This window comes from uncultured Bacteroides sp., assembly GCF_949298305.1.
GTDB lineage: Bacteria > Bacteroidota > Bacteroidia > Bacteroidales > Bacteroidaceae > Bacteroides.
The window spans coordinates 1-13,535 of sequence record NZ_CASFWU010000081.1 but is presented as its reverse complement, the minus strand read 5'-3'; the positions used below and the strand labels follow the sequence as shown (position 1 = coordinate 13,535).

The following is a 13,535-nucleotide window of genomic DNA, read 5'->3' as shown; positions in this document are numbered from 1 at the left end:
GCAACTGAAGCCCGACGAAGCCCTGCTGACGCCACAGGCCGCCCTGCGGATATTCGGGACCGAGCATGCGGTGGGCAAGGAGCTGGTCACGTCGTCGGGTAAGCCTGTCCGTGTGGCAGGCATCCTGAAGGAACCGTCCACGAAGTCCTCTTTCCAGTTCGATGTCGTCTTGTCCGTGTACCTGATGAAGGACTGGAGCCGGGTGGCCTACGAAGTGGTACGCCTGCATCGCCCCGAGGACGGGAACGAGATAAACCAGGCCAACCGCACGCCCATGCAACTGATATGCTATGGTCAGCAGGCCGTCTATTACCAGCTTGTTCCGCTCAAGGACTTCTACCTGAGCAGGCAGGTGTCTGCTTATGCCGACTCGGTAACGCAGGGCCGTCCGGACGTGCTCAGGCTGCTCGGACTGGTAGTGGGGCTGATTCTGCTGGTAGGCTTGCTCAACTACATGAACCTCTATTCGGTGGTGATGCTGAAGCGGGGCCGTGAACTGGGCATGAAGAAGGTATTAGGAGCCGGCAAGGGACAGATTTTCCTCCAGCTTTATGTGGAGAATGTCTGCCTGAATGCGGCGGTCGTCTTTTTGGCCTGGCTGCTGGTAGAGGTGACACGGCGGTTGGTGGACGCGTGGTTCGACATTCCCGTACAGGGCGACCTGCGCTTCGACCTGCTGCTGTCCGCGGCTGTGCTGTTCCTGCTGCCGCTCTTCACCATGCTGCCGCCTTACTGGCGCTATGCGCATGCCGCCCCTATGCGTTCGCTCAGCCAGGTGGGCATGGGAGGCAAGGCAACCCGTTCGCGCACGGTGTTCCTCTTCCTGCAATACGTCATTGCTTTTTGCCTGACGGTAGCCGCCATCTACCTGAGCCGCCACTTGCAGTTCTTGCTGCATACTGCTGCATACGGACGTGGGCTACCGCACGGAGGACATCATTCAGTGCCCGTTCTGGAAAGAGAATCCGGCAGCCACAAACGACTGGGAAATCAGACAGCAGGAGATGAAGAAGAAGAAGAATGCTGCCTTTGCCCTGCTGGAAAAACGCATCGGGGAGTCACCCTTGTTTACGGGAATGACTTATGGCATCCCGCCCTACAATCTGCAACCGGATACCCGCTTCCGTACGGACGACGGACAGGAAGTGGAGGTTTGCTATCTCTGGGCCTCGCGTGAATACATGGATTTCTTCGGTTTCCGGCTGCTGGAAGGCCGGGGATGGAAAGGAGAGGAGGACAAATATGCCTACAAGCTGATAGCCAACCGGGCGTTCCTCCAGGCCCTGCACATCCGGGACTGGCGGACGGAGAAGGTCACGCCGAACCAACGTTTCTGGTACCGTTCGGGTGACGACTGGAATAAGATTCCATCCTACGACATCATAGGTGTGGTAGATGACTTCCGCACCGGCCACTTGTCGGGCGGAAACCAGCCGGTTGTCTTCATTTATCAGAACGGCTGGCGCGACTTCACGTTCCTCTCCATCGCCCCCGGCAAGCGGAAGGAAGCCATCGCCTTCCTCAGCGACCTCTACCAGGAGGCTGTGGGCCGGGGCGACTTTGAGTATTCGTTCATCACGGACGAGATAGCCCGCCTGCACGAGGAAGACCGGAAGGTGACGCGCATCGTCATCACCTTTGCCCTGATAGCCATCGTCATCTCCTGCCTGGGGCTGTTCGGCCTGTCGCTCTACGACATCCGCCAGCGCTACCGCGAGATAGCCCTGCGCAAGGTGCACGGCGCACAGGTGGCCGACATCTGCCGCCTGCTGCTGCGCAAGTACCTCGCCTTGCTGGGAGCCGCCTTCGTGACGGGGGCCGCCGTTGCCTACGTCGCCATCCACCGCTATATGGAGGACTTCCCCCACCATGCCCCGCTCTCGCTGTGGATTTTCCTTGTGGCGGGCCTGACAGTGGCCGCCATCGCCCTGCTCACCGTGCTGTGGCAGATACGCCGTGCGTCGCAGGTCAATCCGGCGGAGGTGATGAAGAGGGAGTAAATTAGTTAACAAGTTGACGAGGAAACAAGGTGACAAGTTGCTTTGAGTTATATGGCCTTGTGGTCTGAAGCCTTGTCCCCTCGTCAACTAAACAAAAAAAATAACATGATACTACACTACCTGAAAGTGGCTGTCCGCAGCCTGTTGAAGTACAAGGTGCAGAGCCTGATGAGTGCCGTCGGGCTGGCGGCAGGGTTCGTCTGCTTCGCCCTGTCGATGATTTGGATCAGGTACGAACTGACCTACGACGACTTCCATCGGGGGGCCGAGCGGATTTACATGGTTTATGGGAACTCCATCTTGTCAAAGAACGGATATTCGGTGCTTCAGGCCTACCCTTTGGGCGAAGCGCTTCGCGAGACATTTCCCGAGGTGGAGGACGCGGCGGCTTTCAACAACCGGACCGTATTGGTGGAAGTGGAAGGCAGGGAGTCTGCCCGGAAGTTTATAGAGGCGGATACCGCCTTTGTACGGATGTTCGACGTCTGCCTGCTGGAAGGCAGCTGGAGCTTCCTGCACAACACGGACGAAGTGGCACTGACGGAAGAGGCAGCGCTCAGTCTGTTCGGCACCCGTGAGGTGTTGGGGAAAAGCCTGAAGATGGGACGCGACGAGCAGAAAATAACGGCCTTGATTACCGGCTGGGGAGAACACTCCAACATCCGGTATGACATCATGGGAGGAGTGGGAAAGGATGATATGGCCTGGAACGTCAACATCTTCACCGTGTGCCTCCGCCTCAGGGAAGGCGTGGATGCGAAGGCATTTGCCGGAAAGCTGGAGGAACATGACTTTAACCCCGATGGCGGTGTTTTGGTCAAAGGGCTGCGGCAGGAGAAACTGACCCGCTGTCGCTACACACTGCTGAAGGACGAAAACAGCATTGCGCTGACCTACATACAGTTGTTTGCGGCTGTGGGCGCAGGGGTTGTCTTTATGGCGCTCATCAATTACTTCTCGCTCATGGTGACGCGCATCCGCATCCGTACCCGCGAGTTGGGACTTCGCGTGGTCTGCGGCTCTTCGAAGGCGGGACTGTCTCTCCTGTTTGGCACAGAACTGACGGTGCTGATGCTGGCAAGCGGCTTCTTAGGCATGGTATTTATCGAATGGACCGAACCCAAGTTCTGCGAACTGTCACAAGTTACAGAGGGAGTGATGACATCGGCGGCAGGTTATTTTGTGCTGATACTCATCGTGTCGCTGTTGCTGGCTGCTTTCCTCATCGCCCGTTACACCCGCCGGTCGCTGGTGACGGTGTTGCAGGGCAATGCCCGTCTGGGCGGAAGGGGCATCGGCATCCATCAATGGGGCATCGGCATCCAGCTATTTTTCACTCTGATGATGCTGTTCGCCCTGTCCGTCCTGTTCCTGCAACTGCATTACCTGAAGCATACGGACATCGGGTTCGAACGCGACGGCAAAGCTACGTCCCTCTTCAGCAATCCGCAAATCATTCACGACCTGCGCGAGTTGCCTTACGTTCACGAGGTGCAGGAGGACATGTATTCCTTGTTGCCCGATTACGGAGGTGCGTCCATACGGCTGACGGAGTGGGAAGGGAAAGCGGCTGACAGTGAACCGATAGAAATGCTGTTCATAGACCGCGACCGGGATTTCATGGATTTCTATGGCATCCGTCTGCTGGCAGGAGATTGCCTGTTCGATGAGCCCAACGAAATTGTCATCAACGAAACGGCGGCAAAAGCCCTGGGCTGGGCCGACCCCGTGGGCAAGAAGGCCGGGCGGTTTACGGTGACGGGAGTCTTCAAGGATGTCCATACCACGTCGCCCACCGTGCCGGTGAGACCCATGATGCTGGTGGGACGGAACAACGCCCTGGGGGTAAGGACCGGTGGAAATATGGTTATCAGGTTTGACGAAAGCTATGCCGATGACCTGAAAGCCTTCTACAACGACTGGGCGGCCGAACACATGTCGCAGTGGATGGATACGCCTTTGCGTACGGCCAATGATGTCTATGATGAGTATCTCACGTCCGAACACGCCTTGTCGCGCCTGCTGGTGTTCGTCTCGCTGGTGTGTGTGCTTATTTCGCTGTTCGGCCTGTATTCGCACATCGTTCTGGCCTGCGAGCGCCGGCGCAAGGAAATAGCGATTCGTCGGGTGAACGGTGCACGGGTGGCAGATATACTCGCCCTTTTCGTTCGCGAACATTTGCTGCTCCTGTCGGGTGCTTCCATCGTGGCGTTTCCCGTGGGCTATGTGCTGATGAGGCACTGGCTGGAACGTTATGTGGAGCAGACTCCCATCGCCTGGTGGATTTATGTCGGTATCTTTGCTGTCATGGCGTTGCTGATTTCCCTCTGCATCGGCCGCTCCGTGTGGCGGGCAGCCAATGAGAATCCGGCGGAAGTGGTGAAGAGGGAGTAATGATATGATAAGAAGGTAAAGGGAGTTAGAGGGAGTTATCGCCCGCCAAAGCAGGCTGGGGAGTTGGAAGCCGATACTATGCTGCCAAACCTGCTACCGGGGCTATCGGCCTTTAACTCCTTGAACGGAGCAAAGCGGAGGGATAACTCCCTTTAACTCCCTCTAACGGCTGAAAAAAAAGAACTAATTATAAAATTAACTGTATATTTAACCCGTCTTTTCCCATTAAATGGGAAAGACATTAAAACTGAAAGATTATGATTAAGACTGTAAATTTGCAGAAGATCTTCCGTACGGAAGAAGTACAGACATTGGCACTGAACAATGTGAATATCGAAGTGAACGAAGGCGAATTTGTAGCTATCATGGGACCGTCGGGTTGCGGCAAGTCCACCCTGCTCAACATACTTGGATTGCTGGATAACCCCACGGCAGGCGAATATTACCTGAACGGAACGGAAGTATCGAAATACACCGAGGCACAGCGCACCAGCCTGCGCAAGGGTGTCATCGGCTTCGTCTTCCAGAGTTTTAACCTGATTGATGAGCTGAACGTGTATGAGAACATCGAGCTGCCCCTGCTCTACATGGGCGTGCCTGCCAGCGAACGCAAGCAGCGCATCGAGCAGGCGATGGAGCGCATGGCCATCAGCCACCGCGCCAAGCACTTCCCGCAGCAGCTCTCCGGCGGTCAGCAGCAGCGTGTGGCCATTGCCCGCGCCGTGGTGGCCAACCCGAAACTGATTCTGGCGGACGAACCGACCGGTAACCTCGACTCGAAGAACGGCAAGGAAGTGATGGACCTGCTGAAGGAACTGAACAAGGAAGGCACGACCATCGTCATGGTGACGCACTCGCAGCACGACGCCGGCTTTGCCGACCGCATCATCAACCTGTTCGACGGACAGGTAGTGGCCGAGGCAAATCTGTAAACGCGGCGGGAGGGCGAGTCCCCGCAGGGGCAGCGCACTTATGATTCAGGCACGGAATGCACGGATTCATCAGAGACAGTTCGTACTGTCTGTCTGAGTTCCGTGCCATTCCGTGCCTGAATAAGTTTGGATTCCTGCATGGGTACGTCCTCTGAGCCCGTTCAAAACAGGGCGTCAAGACACTTACAGCATCCTGAACTCCTGCCACAGCGTAGTGGCGGGGACGGGAGCCTCCACCTCTATCGGCAACTTGGAGACAGGGTGGACGAAGCGGACGCGGCGGGCGTGCAGGCAGATGCTGCCGTCGGGGTTGGAGCGGGGGGAGCCGTATTTCAGGTCGCCCTTGATGGGACAACCCATCTTGGCCAGCTGGCAGCGTATCTGGTGGTGGCGGCCCGTCTTCAGGTCCACTTCCAGCAGGAAGTAGTTCTGCGAGCGGCCGATGAGGCGGTAGTGCAGCTCGGCGCGCTTGCTGCCGGGCTTCTCCGTGTCGTAGGCATAGCTCTTGTTCTGCTTCTCGTTGCGCACCAGGTAGTGAACCAGGTCGCCCTCCAATTGGGGCGGCTCGTTCTTCACCACGGCCCAGTAGGTCTTCTTCACCTCGCCGTTCTTGAACATCTCGTTCAGCCGCGAGAGGGCCTTGCTGGTCTTGGCAAACACGACAAGACCGCTCACGGGGCGGTCCAGCCGGTGGGTGACACCGATGAAGACGTTGCCGGGTTTCTGATACTTCTCCTTCAGATACTGTTTTACGGTCTCCGAAAGCGGCGTATCGCCCGTCTTGTCTCCCTGGACAATCTCGGAAGCGGTCTTGTTGACAATGATGATATGATTGTCTTCGTAAACGACAGTCATTTCACGCTGATTACATGTTCATACCACCGTCTACCTGGATAACCTGGCCTGAAACGTAGGACGACATGTCCGAAGCCAGGAAGGTAGCCACGTCTGCCACATCTTCGGGCGTACCGCCGCGGCGCAGAGGAATCTTCTTGCACCATTCGGCCTTCACCTCGTCAGAGAGGGCGTCGGTCATGGCTGTCATGATGAAGCCCGGAGCGATGGCGTTGGCACGGATGCCGCGCGAACCCAATTCCTGAGCGATGGACTTGGCCAGGGCAATCATGCCGGCCTTGGAAGCCGAGTAGTTGGCCTGCCCTGCGTTGCCGTGTACACCGACCACGGAAGCCATGTTGATGATGCTTCCGGCCTTCTGGCGCATCATGATGGGGGTGCAGGCATGGATGAAGTTGAAAGCGGACTTCAGGTTCACGTTGATGACCATGTCCCACTGCTGCTCGCTCATGCGCATCATCAGTCCGTCGCGCGTGATGCCGGCATTGTTCACCAGGATGTCGATGCGGCCGAAGTCTGCGTGGATGGCTTCCACCACCTTGGCGGTGTCTTCAAAGTTGGCTGCGTTGGATGCATATCCTTTGGCCTTCACGCCCAGCGCCTCAATTTCCTTTGCGGTGGCTTCCGCATTTTCGTCAATCACCAGGTCGGTAAACGCGATGTTGGCTCCTTCTTTAGCGAACTTCAAGGCGATGGCCTTGCCGATGCCTCGTGCCGCACCGGTCACGATAGCAGTCTTTCCTGTCAATAATCCCATAATGTTCTTTACTTTTATTTATTGGTTAGTCAGTTCTTTCTTCTTACCCAGAGCGCCCAGGACAAGACGGGTGACGTACTTGTCCCGTGTGTCGTCGTCCAGGTGCGCCCCCACGTGTCCGCGTATGTAGGGCGCCTCAATGCCCTTCACGGAGTAGTGGATGATTTCGGCCGTCATGTCCAGGTCGTCAATCTCGAACACGCCCTTCGCCATGCCCTCGCTCAGCACTTCCTTGAAGAGCTGAATCTCGGTAGCGTCGAAGCGCTTGCGCACCTTCTCCACCCGCCAGATGTCGCGGAAGAAGTTGGCACGCAGCGTACCGTTGCGGAAGACCACCTCCTTCACCGCATCCAGATGGGTGTAAATCATCTCAATCAGTTTCTCGTCGGGCGAGACGGGCTTCTCCGTCACGCGCTTCATCATGTCCGACAGGATGTCGAGTTCCGTTTCTACGACAGCCAGGTAAATGTCCTCCTTGCTCTTGAAGTAGGTGTACAGCGTACGCCTGCCTTTCTTGGAAGCGAGGGCAATGTCGTTCATAGTGGTGTTCTCCACGCCCATCTTTGCGAAAAGCTGTCGTGCCACATCCACTAATTTGGCTCTTGTCTTCGAAACGGTCATATCCTAATTGCACATTATTGAATAAGTTGAGCAAAAGTAAGACATTTCTGCATATCTTACAAGAAAATAAACATTTTATTAACAAACCGACGGCCGGAGGGAATAAAGGCAACGAGGTGGCAACAGGAAAGAATCGGCAAAAACAAGCACCCGACGAAAAAATATCGGGTAAAATGTTTGCAGTTTACAAAAAAAGCCCTACCTTTGCACTCGCAAAACAGAAATATCGCGGAGTGGAGCAGTTGGTAGCTCGTTGGGCTCATAACCCAAAGGTCGTCTGTTCGAGTCAGGCCTCCGCAACTCAATAAAGCAAAGACCGCCCAGTGCGGTCTTTTTTATTGCCCCTACCCCAACCTCTCAGGCGCCCGCACCCGCAGCCCCGCCGGCCAACGACGATGCCGGACCTACAAAAAAAACGCCGACTGCCTTTGTCAGGCAATCAGCGTCATTATCCGTACTCGAAGCGGGACTTGAACCCGCACAGCCGCAATGGCCAAGGGATTTTAAGTCCCTCGTGTCTACCGATTCCACCATTCGAGCATCCATTCTACTGGAGCGGAAAACGAGACTCGAACTCGCGACCCCAACCTTGGCAAGGTTGTGCTCTACCAACTGAGCTATTTCCGCAGAATCTGTCCGAAAGAACGGGTGCAAAGATAAGCAGTTTCAGCTTTACAGCCAAACTTTTTCATAAGAAAAGTAAGCGGGAAGTGCCGTCCGCATTCAGTCTGCAGGAATGGCGGGCGGCACTTCCACCCTTCTCAACGTCCCAGCAACGCCTGTTCGGCCTGCTCCATGACGGAGAAGTTGAAGCCCTCCACCACGTCGCGCATCAGGGCCTCGATGCGGTCGTTGCAGAGGTTGCCGATGCTGCCTTCGTGGGTGTGGTGCACCTGCTTGTCGTGGGTGAAGCGGCCGGCCTCAATGTCCAGCCCCACCTTCTTATATGCGTCGCGGAAGGGCATTCCTTCGCGGGCCAGGCGGTTCACCTCCTCCACGCTGAAGATGTACAGGTACTTGTCGTCGTCGAGGATGTGTTCGTTCACCTTGATTTCGTTCACGATGTAGGTCGTCATCTGGAGGCAGTCCTTCAGTTCCTGGAAGGCGGGCAGGAAGACTTCCTTGATAATCTGCAGGTCGCGGAAGTAGCCGGACGGCAGGTTGTTGGCTATCATCATGATTTGCTGCGGCAGAGCCTGCAGCTTGTTGCATTTGGCGCGCGTCAGTTCAAACACGTCGGGATTCTTCTTGTGGGGCATGATGCTGGAGCCGGTCGTACACTCGTCGGGCAGCTTGACGAAGCCGAAGTTCTGGCTGTTGAACAGGCAGGCGTCGAAGGCCAGCTTGGACACGGTGCCCGCGATGCTGGCCAGGGCGAAGGCCACGTTGCGCTCCATCTTTCCGCGCCCCATCTGGGCGTAGACCACGTTGTAGTTCATGGAGTCGAAGCCCAGCAGCCGGGTGGTGAGGGTGCGGTTCAGGGGGAAGGAGGAGCCATAGCCCGCGGCGGAGCCGAGCGGGTTGCGGTTGCACATCCTGAAGGCGGCCTGCAGGAACATCATGTCGTCCACCAGGCTCTCGGCGTAGGCGCCGAACCACAGCCCGAAGGAAGAGGGCATGGCTATCTGCAGGTGCGTGTAGCCGGGCATGAGCACGTCCTTGTAGCGCTCGCTCTGCGCGATGAGGGCCCGGAACAGCTGTTCCACGGCCTCGGCAATCTCCTTTATCTGCGCGCGGGTGAAGAGTTTCAGGTCGAGCAGCACCTGGTCGTTGCGCGAGCGGCCGCTGTGTATCTTCTTGCCCACGTCGCCCAGCCGGCGGGTCAGCATCAGCTCCACCTGCGAGTGTACGTCTTCCACTCCGTCCTCTATCACAAACTCGCCCCGCTCGGCGGCGGCGTAAATGTTCTTCAGTTCGGCAAGCAGCTGTTCCAGCTCTTCTGCGGTGAGCAGGCCGATGGTCTGGAGCATGGTGATGTGTGCCATGGAGCCCAGCACGTCGTGCTTGGCCAGGTAGAGGTCCATCTCACGGTCGCGTCCCACCGTGAAGCGTTCAATGTCCTTGTTGACCTGAACGTTTTTCTCCCAAAGTTTCTGAGCCATATTCGTTGTTTATTCAGTTATTCCGGATTGCATTCATGTTTCTCAATAGGGTATCATGGCCAGCATGCCGGCCATCTTTTCGATGCCTTCCTGCAAGGGTTTCTGCACCATGGCCTTCATGAAGGGATTCAGTTCCAGCCCGATGGTCAGTTTCATCTTGCACTCCGTATCGGTGACGGGCAGTATCTGTATCCACAGGTTGAAGGGGAGGGGCGACGTGGTAGTGCCGAACTTGATGCACTTGCAGGGCTCCTTTTCCACAATCTGCAGGGTCACCTTGCCCACGGGGTCCACTTCCATCGAGAGGCTTTCGGCATCGAAGCTCAGGTTCTTCACCTTGTCCTGCGGCAGGCGGTCCTTCACTTTCTCCAGGTTGTTCAGGTCGGACAGTTTCTCGTACACCGCCTCCTGCGAAGCGGGCACCATCTTCACGCTACTTTCAAATTTTATCATACACTCGTCGGTCTTTTTAAAAGACAAAAAAGAACTGTCCGGGCAGGGACTGTCCGAACGGCTCTTTTGTCTTACATTATATAATATGCTCTATACAGGGTCTGCAACAACAGGCGGGCTTCATCATTTGGCGGCATCCCAGTGCGCGGGGTCCTTGCGCCACTCGTTCAAAGTCTCGATGTCCGACTCCTCGACGTAACCCGTACGCAGGGCGACGTCCAGTACGGCTTCGTAATTGGTCAGCGTAACCAGGGGCACCTTGGCGTCCTTGAACGCCTTTTCGGCAATGGGGAAACCGTAGGTATAGGCGGCCACCATGCCGATGACCTCGCATCCGTCGCGGCGGATGGCCTCCACGGCCTTCAGACTGCTTCCTCCGGTAGAGATGAGGTCTTCCACCACCACCACTTTCATGCCCGGACGGAGTTCGCCTTCAATCAAGTTCTCCAAGCCATGATCTTTGGGAGTAGAGCGCACGTAGACAAACGGCAGGTTCAACGCGTCGGCCACCAGAGCTCCCTGCGGAATGGCGCCCGTTGCCACGCCGGCGATAGCGTCCACCTGTCCGTAGCGTTCCAGAATGAGGCGGGTAATCTCCACCTTCACAAAGTTGCGCAAGGACGGATAAGAAAGGGTCTTGCGGTTATCGCAATAGAAAGGAGATTTCCACCCGGACGCCCACGTGAAAGGATTAGCCGGTTGTAGTTTAATCGCTTTAATTTTCAGCAACTTTTCTGCAAACAATCTTTCCAAAGTCTTCATAGCAAACAACTGTTTTTTAATCTTGCCGCAAAAATACAGAAAGTGAACGACATTAGGAAAAAGAATACGGATAAATTTCAATCTACACACACATTTTCGTCCGGCACGTCGATGCAGCGGCGTATATCTTTCATCTCGAAACCGCGGCTCAGGGCGAAACGGACCAGCTTGTTGTTCAGCTCGTATTCGTTTTCGGCCCGCACGCTCTTCCGCTTCGTGGCCAGCAGGCCCTGAAGGATAGAGAGATACTCCTCCTCGTCTATCTCGTTGAGGAAAGGCCAGTAGGTGAAGCGCGGGATTTTTTTCAGCTGGAGCGCCTCGCCTATCTTCACCTTGCCCCACTTGGCAAAGCGGTACTTGTCGCGCACAAAAGCGCGGCAGAAGCGTTCTTCGTCGATGTATTTTTCCGCCACCAGACGGTCTACGATACGGTCGATGGCCGCGTAGGGGATTCCCCAACGCTGCAATTTCTCCACAACCTCCGCACGGCAGTGTTCGGCAGAGGCACAATAAGCAGCCACCCTGTTCAGGGCATCAGTTTCTGTAATTTCTGTCATTTTTCTGCAATTACAAACCGGTCATTGCCGGAAATATCTTTCAGGATGTGGGCCTCGGCATACCCCTGCCCCAGCAGCATGGCACGGGTTGCGGGACCGAAAGCCCGGTTAATTTCAAAATAAATCTTGCCGCCCGGAACCAGCAGGGTCCGGCCCAGCTCCGCAATGCGGCGGTAGAAACGGAGGGGGTCTGTATCAGGAACAAACAAAGCGGAAAAAGGTTCCCAATCCAGCACGTTCCGTTCCATCCCGGCCTTCTCGGACTCGGTGACGTAGGGCGGGTTGCTGACTATCACGTCAAAACGCTCCGGCCCGACGGGACTGTATGCCAGCACGTCAACCCGGCCGAAGCCGACCGAAGCGTGAAGGGCGGCGTTGTTGGCGCGGGCCACGGACAGCGCCTCTTCGGACACGTCCCAGGCCGTCACCTGCGCGGCAGGCAGGCCCACAGACAGGCTGACGGCGATGCAACCGCTGCCCGTGCCTATGTCCAGGATGCGGGCGTCGGGCCTCACCTCCTCCAGCATGCGCTCCACCAGCTCCTCCGTCTCGGGACGGGGCACCAGCACACCCGGGCACACCTTGAACGGCCGCCCCAGGAAACGGGCGAAGCCCTGCACGTACTGAATCGGCTCAAAATTGCGCAGGCGCGCAAGAATGCTTTGCAATTCCCGTTCACCGTTTGCGGATAAAATCATATCTTTGCCCAGGTAAAAGTCCGTCGGGCTTTGCCCCAGCATCTCGCAACAGACAATCCGGGCAAGGGCGGAAGCCTCTGGTGCAGAATAGCATTCGCGCAACATTTGCCTGACGTCGGAGCTACTTACATTCATTGAGAGTTCGTTTTACGAGCTGCAAAAATAAACATTTATTTTTAAAAATACCGCAAAGACTGAAAAATTGCTAACGACATGGAAGAAGAAAAATACATGCGGCGCTGCATCGAGCTGGCACGCAACGGGCGCTGCAACACCGCCCCCAACCCCATGGTGGGGGCAGTCATCGTCTGCGACGGGCAGATTATAGGCGAAGGCTACCACGTCCGCTGCGGCGAGGCGCACGCCGAGGTGAACGCCATCCGCTCCGTCGCGAACCCCGCGCTGCTGCAACGCTCCACCCTCTACGTCAGCCTGGAGCCCTGCGCCCACTACGGCAAGACGCCCCCCTGCGCCGACCTGATTGTGGAGAAGCAGATACCGCGCATCGTCATCGGCTGCCAGGACCCCTTTGCCAAGGTGGCCGGACGGGGCATCCGCAAGCTGCTGGACGCAGGCCGCGAAGTCAAGGTGGGCGTGCTGGAGGCCGAATGCAAGGCGCTCATCCGACGCTTCGTCACCTTCCACACCCGCCGCCGTCCCTACGTCACGCTGAAGTGGGCCCAGTCGGCCGACGGCTATCTGGACATCGCCCGCCGGGAAGGCAGCCCCGTGGTGCTCTCCAACCCGCTGACGGCCATGCTCGTCCACAAGAAGCGGGCCGAGCACAGCGCCATCATGGTGGGCACCCGCACCGCCCTGCTGGACAACCCCTCGCTGACCGTGCGCCGCTGGTACGGGCCGCAGCCCGTGCGCGTCGTCCTGGACCGCGGCCTGACGCTGCCCCCCACGCTGCACCTGCTGGACGGCAGCGCGCCCACACTGGTCTTCACCGCCGGACAACAGCCCCGGGAGGCAAGGCCGCAGGTGGAATACATCACCGTGGACTACGGCCGCGAAGTGCTCCCGCAGGTGCTCGAAGCCCTCTACGCACGCGGGCTCCAGTCGCTGCTGGTCGAGGGCGGCAGCCGGCTGCTGCAGTCGTTCATCGACGCCCGCCTCTGGGACGAAGCCTTCATCGAACGCAGCCCGCTGATGCTGCACGCAGGCGTGGAGGCGCCCGTCATGCCCCCCCACCTGCCCTGCGAAACGGACAAGGCATTCGGCCACACCCTGCTGCACTACACCGCCGACGGAGCCGACGGGCTGCCGGCGGACTGAAAGACCCTCCGGCCCGCCCCCGCGCCAGGCCGGACGGACGCCGGGCGGCAGGCCCGCAAACCGCCCGCCCGCCGCCCGCCTGCCGGCACGCAGAACAGGCCCGGCACACCCTCCTGCGCCATGCAG

General features: G+C 57.5%; 13 protein-coding genes and 3 tRNA genes. 6 read left to right on the top strand and 10 right to left on the bottom strand.

The window, feature by feature from the left end:
* The 4 genes from Q1Y74_RS10855 to Q1Y74_RS10840 all read left to right on the top strand — a co-directional run.
* Positions 1–1,177 (top strand): FtsX-like permease family protein (locus tag Q1Y74_RS10855; protein ID WP_366914105.1); only part of this gene is annotated, 1,177 nt, incomplete at its 5' end.
* A complete protein-coding gene (locus Q1Y74_RS10850) occupies positions 1,077–2,000 on the top strand; it encodes an FtsX-like permease family protein (protein WP_300814347.1) in 924 nt (307 codons plus the stop codon). The genes Q1Y74_RS10855 and Q1Y74_RS10850, both read left to right, overlap by 101 nt.
* Before the next feature lie 105 nt (positions 2,001–2,105).
* Complete coding sequence (locus Q1Y74_RS10845) at positions 2,106–4,394, top strand: ABC transporter permease (protein WP_300814345.1); 2,289 nt, start codon at positions 2,106–2,108, stop codon at positions 4,392–4,394.
* A gap of 257 nt (positions 4,395–4,651) precedes the next feature.
* Positions 4,652–5,326: an ABC transporter ATP-binding protein gene (locus Q1Y74_RS10840; RefSeq protein ID WP_300814343.1), complete on the top strand. Its 675-nt coding sequence runs from the start codon at positions 4,652–4,654 to the stop codon at positions 5,324–5,326.
* A 183-nt stretch (positions 5,327–5,509) separates the two neighbouring features.
* Here the strand turns inward: Q1Y74_RS10840 and Q1Y74_RS10835 are convergent, their stop codons facing one another.
* The 3 genes from Q1Y74_RS10835 to Q1Y74_RS10825 are packed head-to-tail and all read right to left on the bottom strand — an operon-like array spanning position 5,510 to position 7,559.
* Positions 5,510–6,181 (bottom strand): RluA family pseudouridine synthase, encoded by a 672-nt coding sequence (locus Q1Y74_RS10835; protein ID WP_300814342.1) that lies wholly within the window; start codon positions 6,179–6,181, stop codon positions 5,510–5,512.
* 10 nt (positions 6,182–6,191) lie between these two features.
* Positions 6,192–6,938, bottom strand: a complete 747-nt coding sequence (gene fabG, locus Q1Y74_RS10830) for a 3-oxoacyl-[acyl-carrier-protein] reductase (RefSeq protein ID WP_300814340.1) — start codon at positions 6,936–6,938, stop codon at positions 6,192–6,194.
* A gap of 18 nt (positions 6,939–6,956) precedes the next feature.
* Entirely contained in the window at positions 6,957–7,559 is a 603-nt protein-coding gene (locus Q1Y74_RS10825) for a TetR/AcrR family transcriptional regulator (protein ID WP_300814339.1), read from the bottom strand.
* Positions 7,560–7,786: 227 nt separating this feature from the next.
* Between Q1Y74_RS10825 and Q1Y74_RS10820 the strand changes: the two genes are divergently transcribed.
* Positions 7,787–7,859, top strand: a tRNA-Met gene (locus tag Q1Y74_RS10820).
* Positions 7,860–8,014: 155 nt separating this feature from the next.
* Here the strand turns inward: Q1Y74_RS10820 and Q1Y74_RS10815 are convergent.
* The 7 genes from Q1Y74_RS10815 to prmC form a co-directional block, all read right to left on the bottom strand.
* Positions 8,015–8,099, bottom strand: a tRNA-Leu gene (locus tag Q1Y74_RS10815).
* An 11-nt stretch (positions 8,100–8,110) separates the two neighbouring features.
* Positions 8,111–8,186, bottom strand: a tRNA-Gly gene (locus Q1Y74_RS10810).
* 134 nt (positions 8,187–8,320) lie between these two features.
* Positions 8,321–9,661 (bottom strand): argininosuccinate lyase, encoded by a 1,341-nt coding sequence (gene argH, locus Q1Y74_RS10805; RefSeq protein ID WP_300814338.1) that lies wholly within the window; start codon positions 9,659–9,661, stop codon positions 8,321–8,323.
* Positions 9,662–9,703: 42 nt separating this feature from the next.
* A complete protein-coding gene (locus Q1Y74_RS10800) occupies positions 9,704–10,114 on the bottom strand; it encodes an SRPBCC family protein (RefSeq protein ID WP_300814336.1) in 411 nt (136 codons plus the stop codon).
* A 123-nt stretch (positions 10,115–10,237) separates the two neighbouring features.
* Positions 10,238–10,876, bottom strand: a complete 639-nt coding sequence (gene pyrE, locus Q1Y74_RS10795; RefSeq protein ID WP_300814335.1) for an orotate phosphoribosyltransferase — start codon at positions 10,874–10,876, stop codon at positions 10,238–10,240.
* 77 nt (positions 10,877–10,953) lie between these two features.
* On the bottom strand, positions 10,954–11,433 hold the full coding sequence (locus tag Q1Y74_RS10790) for a regulatory protein RecX (protein WP_300814333.1): 480 nt from the start codon (positions 11,431–11,433) through the stop codon (positions 10,954–10,956).
* The gene (gene prmC, locus Q1Y74_RS10785) at positions 11,430–12,266 is read right to left on the bottom strand and encodes a peptide chain release factor N(5)-glutamine methyltransferase (RefSeq protein ID WP_300814332.1); all 837 of its coding nucleotides are present in this window, start codon (positions 12,264–12,266) and stop codon (positions 11,430–11,432) included. The genes Q1Y74_RS10790 and prmC overlap by 4 nt, the downstream gene beginning before the upstream one ends.
* 78 nt (positions 12,267–12,344) lie before the next feature.
* Here prmC and ribD point away from each other — a divergent pair, with 78 nt between their 5' ends.
* Entirely contained in the window at positions 12,345–13,409 is a 1,065-nt protein-coding gene (gene ribD, locus Q1Y74_RS10780) for a bifunctional diaminohydroxyphosphoribosylaminopyrimidine deaminase/5-amino-6-(5-phosphoribosylamino)uracil reductase RibD (RefSeq protein WP_300814331.1), read from the top strand.
* Positions 13,410–13,535: the final 126 nt, after the last annotated feature.

Coding starts and splice junctions, on each gene's coding strand:
- ribD (WP_300814331.1), top strand. CDS start 12,345: ATGGAAGAAGAAAAATACATGCGGCGCTGCATCGAGCTGGCACGCAAC.
- Q1Y74_RS10850 (WP_300814347.1), top strand. CDS start 1,077: ATGACTTATGGCATCCCGCCCTACAATCTGCAACCGGATACCCGCTTC.
- Q1Y74_RS10825 (WP_300814339.1), bottom strand. CDS start 7,559: ATGACCGTTTCGAAGACAAGAGCCAAATTAGTGGATGTGGCACGACAG.
- pyrE (WP_300814335.1), bottom strand. CDS start 10,876: ATGAAGACTTTGGAAAGATTGTTTGCAGAAAAGTTGCTGAAAATTAAA.
- Q1Y74_RS10845 (WP_300814345.1), top strand. CDS start 2,106: ATGATACTACACTACCTGAAAGTGGCTGTCCGCAGCCTGTTGAAGTAC.
- Q1Y74_RS10790 (WP_300814333.1), bottom strand. CDS start 11,433: ATGACAGAAATTACAGAAACTGATGCCCTGAACAGGGTGGCTGCTTAT.
- argH (WP_300814338.1), bottom strand. CDS start 9,661: ATGGCTCAGAAACTTTGGGAGAAAAACGTTCAGGTCAACAAGGACATT.
- Q1Y74_RS10835 (WP_300814342.1), bottom strand. CDS start 6,181: ATGACTGTCGTTTACGAAGACAATCATATCATCATTGTCAACAAGACC.
- fabG (WP_300814340.1), bottom strand. CDS start 6,938: ATGGGATTATTGACAGGAAAGACTGCTATCGTGACCGGTGCGGCACGA.
- prmC (WP_300814332.1), bottom strand. CDS start 12,266: ATGAATGTAAGTAGCTCCGACGTCAGGCAAATGTTGCGCGAATGCTAT.
- Q1Y74_RS10840 (WP_300814343.1), top strand. CDS start 4,652: ATGATTAAGACTGTAAATTTGCAGAAGATCTTCCGTACGGAAGAAGTA.
- Q1Y74_RS10800 (WP_300814336.1), bottom strand. CDS start 10,114: ATGATAAAATTTGAAAGTAGCGTGAAGATGGTGCCCGCTTCGCAGGAG.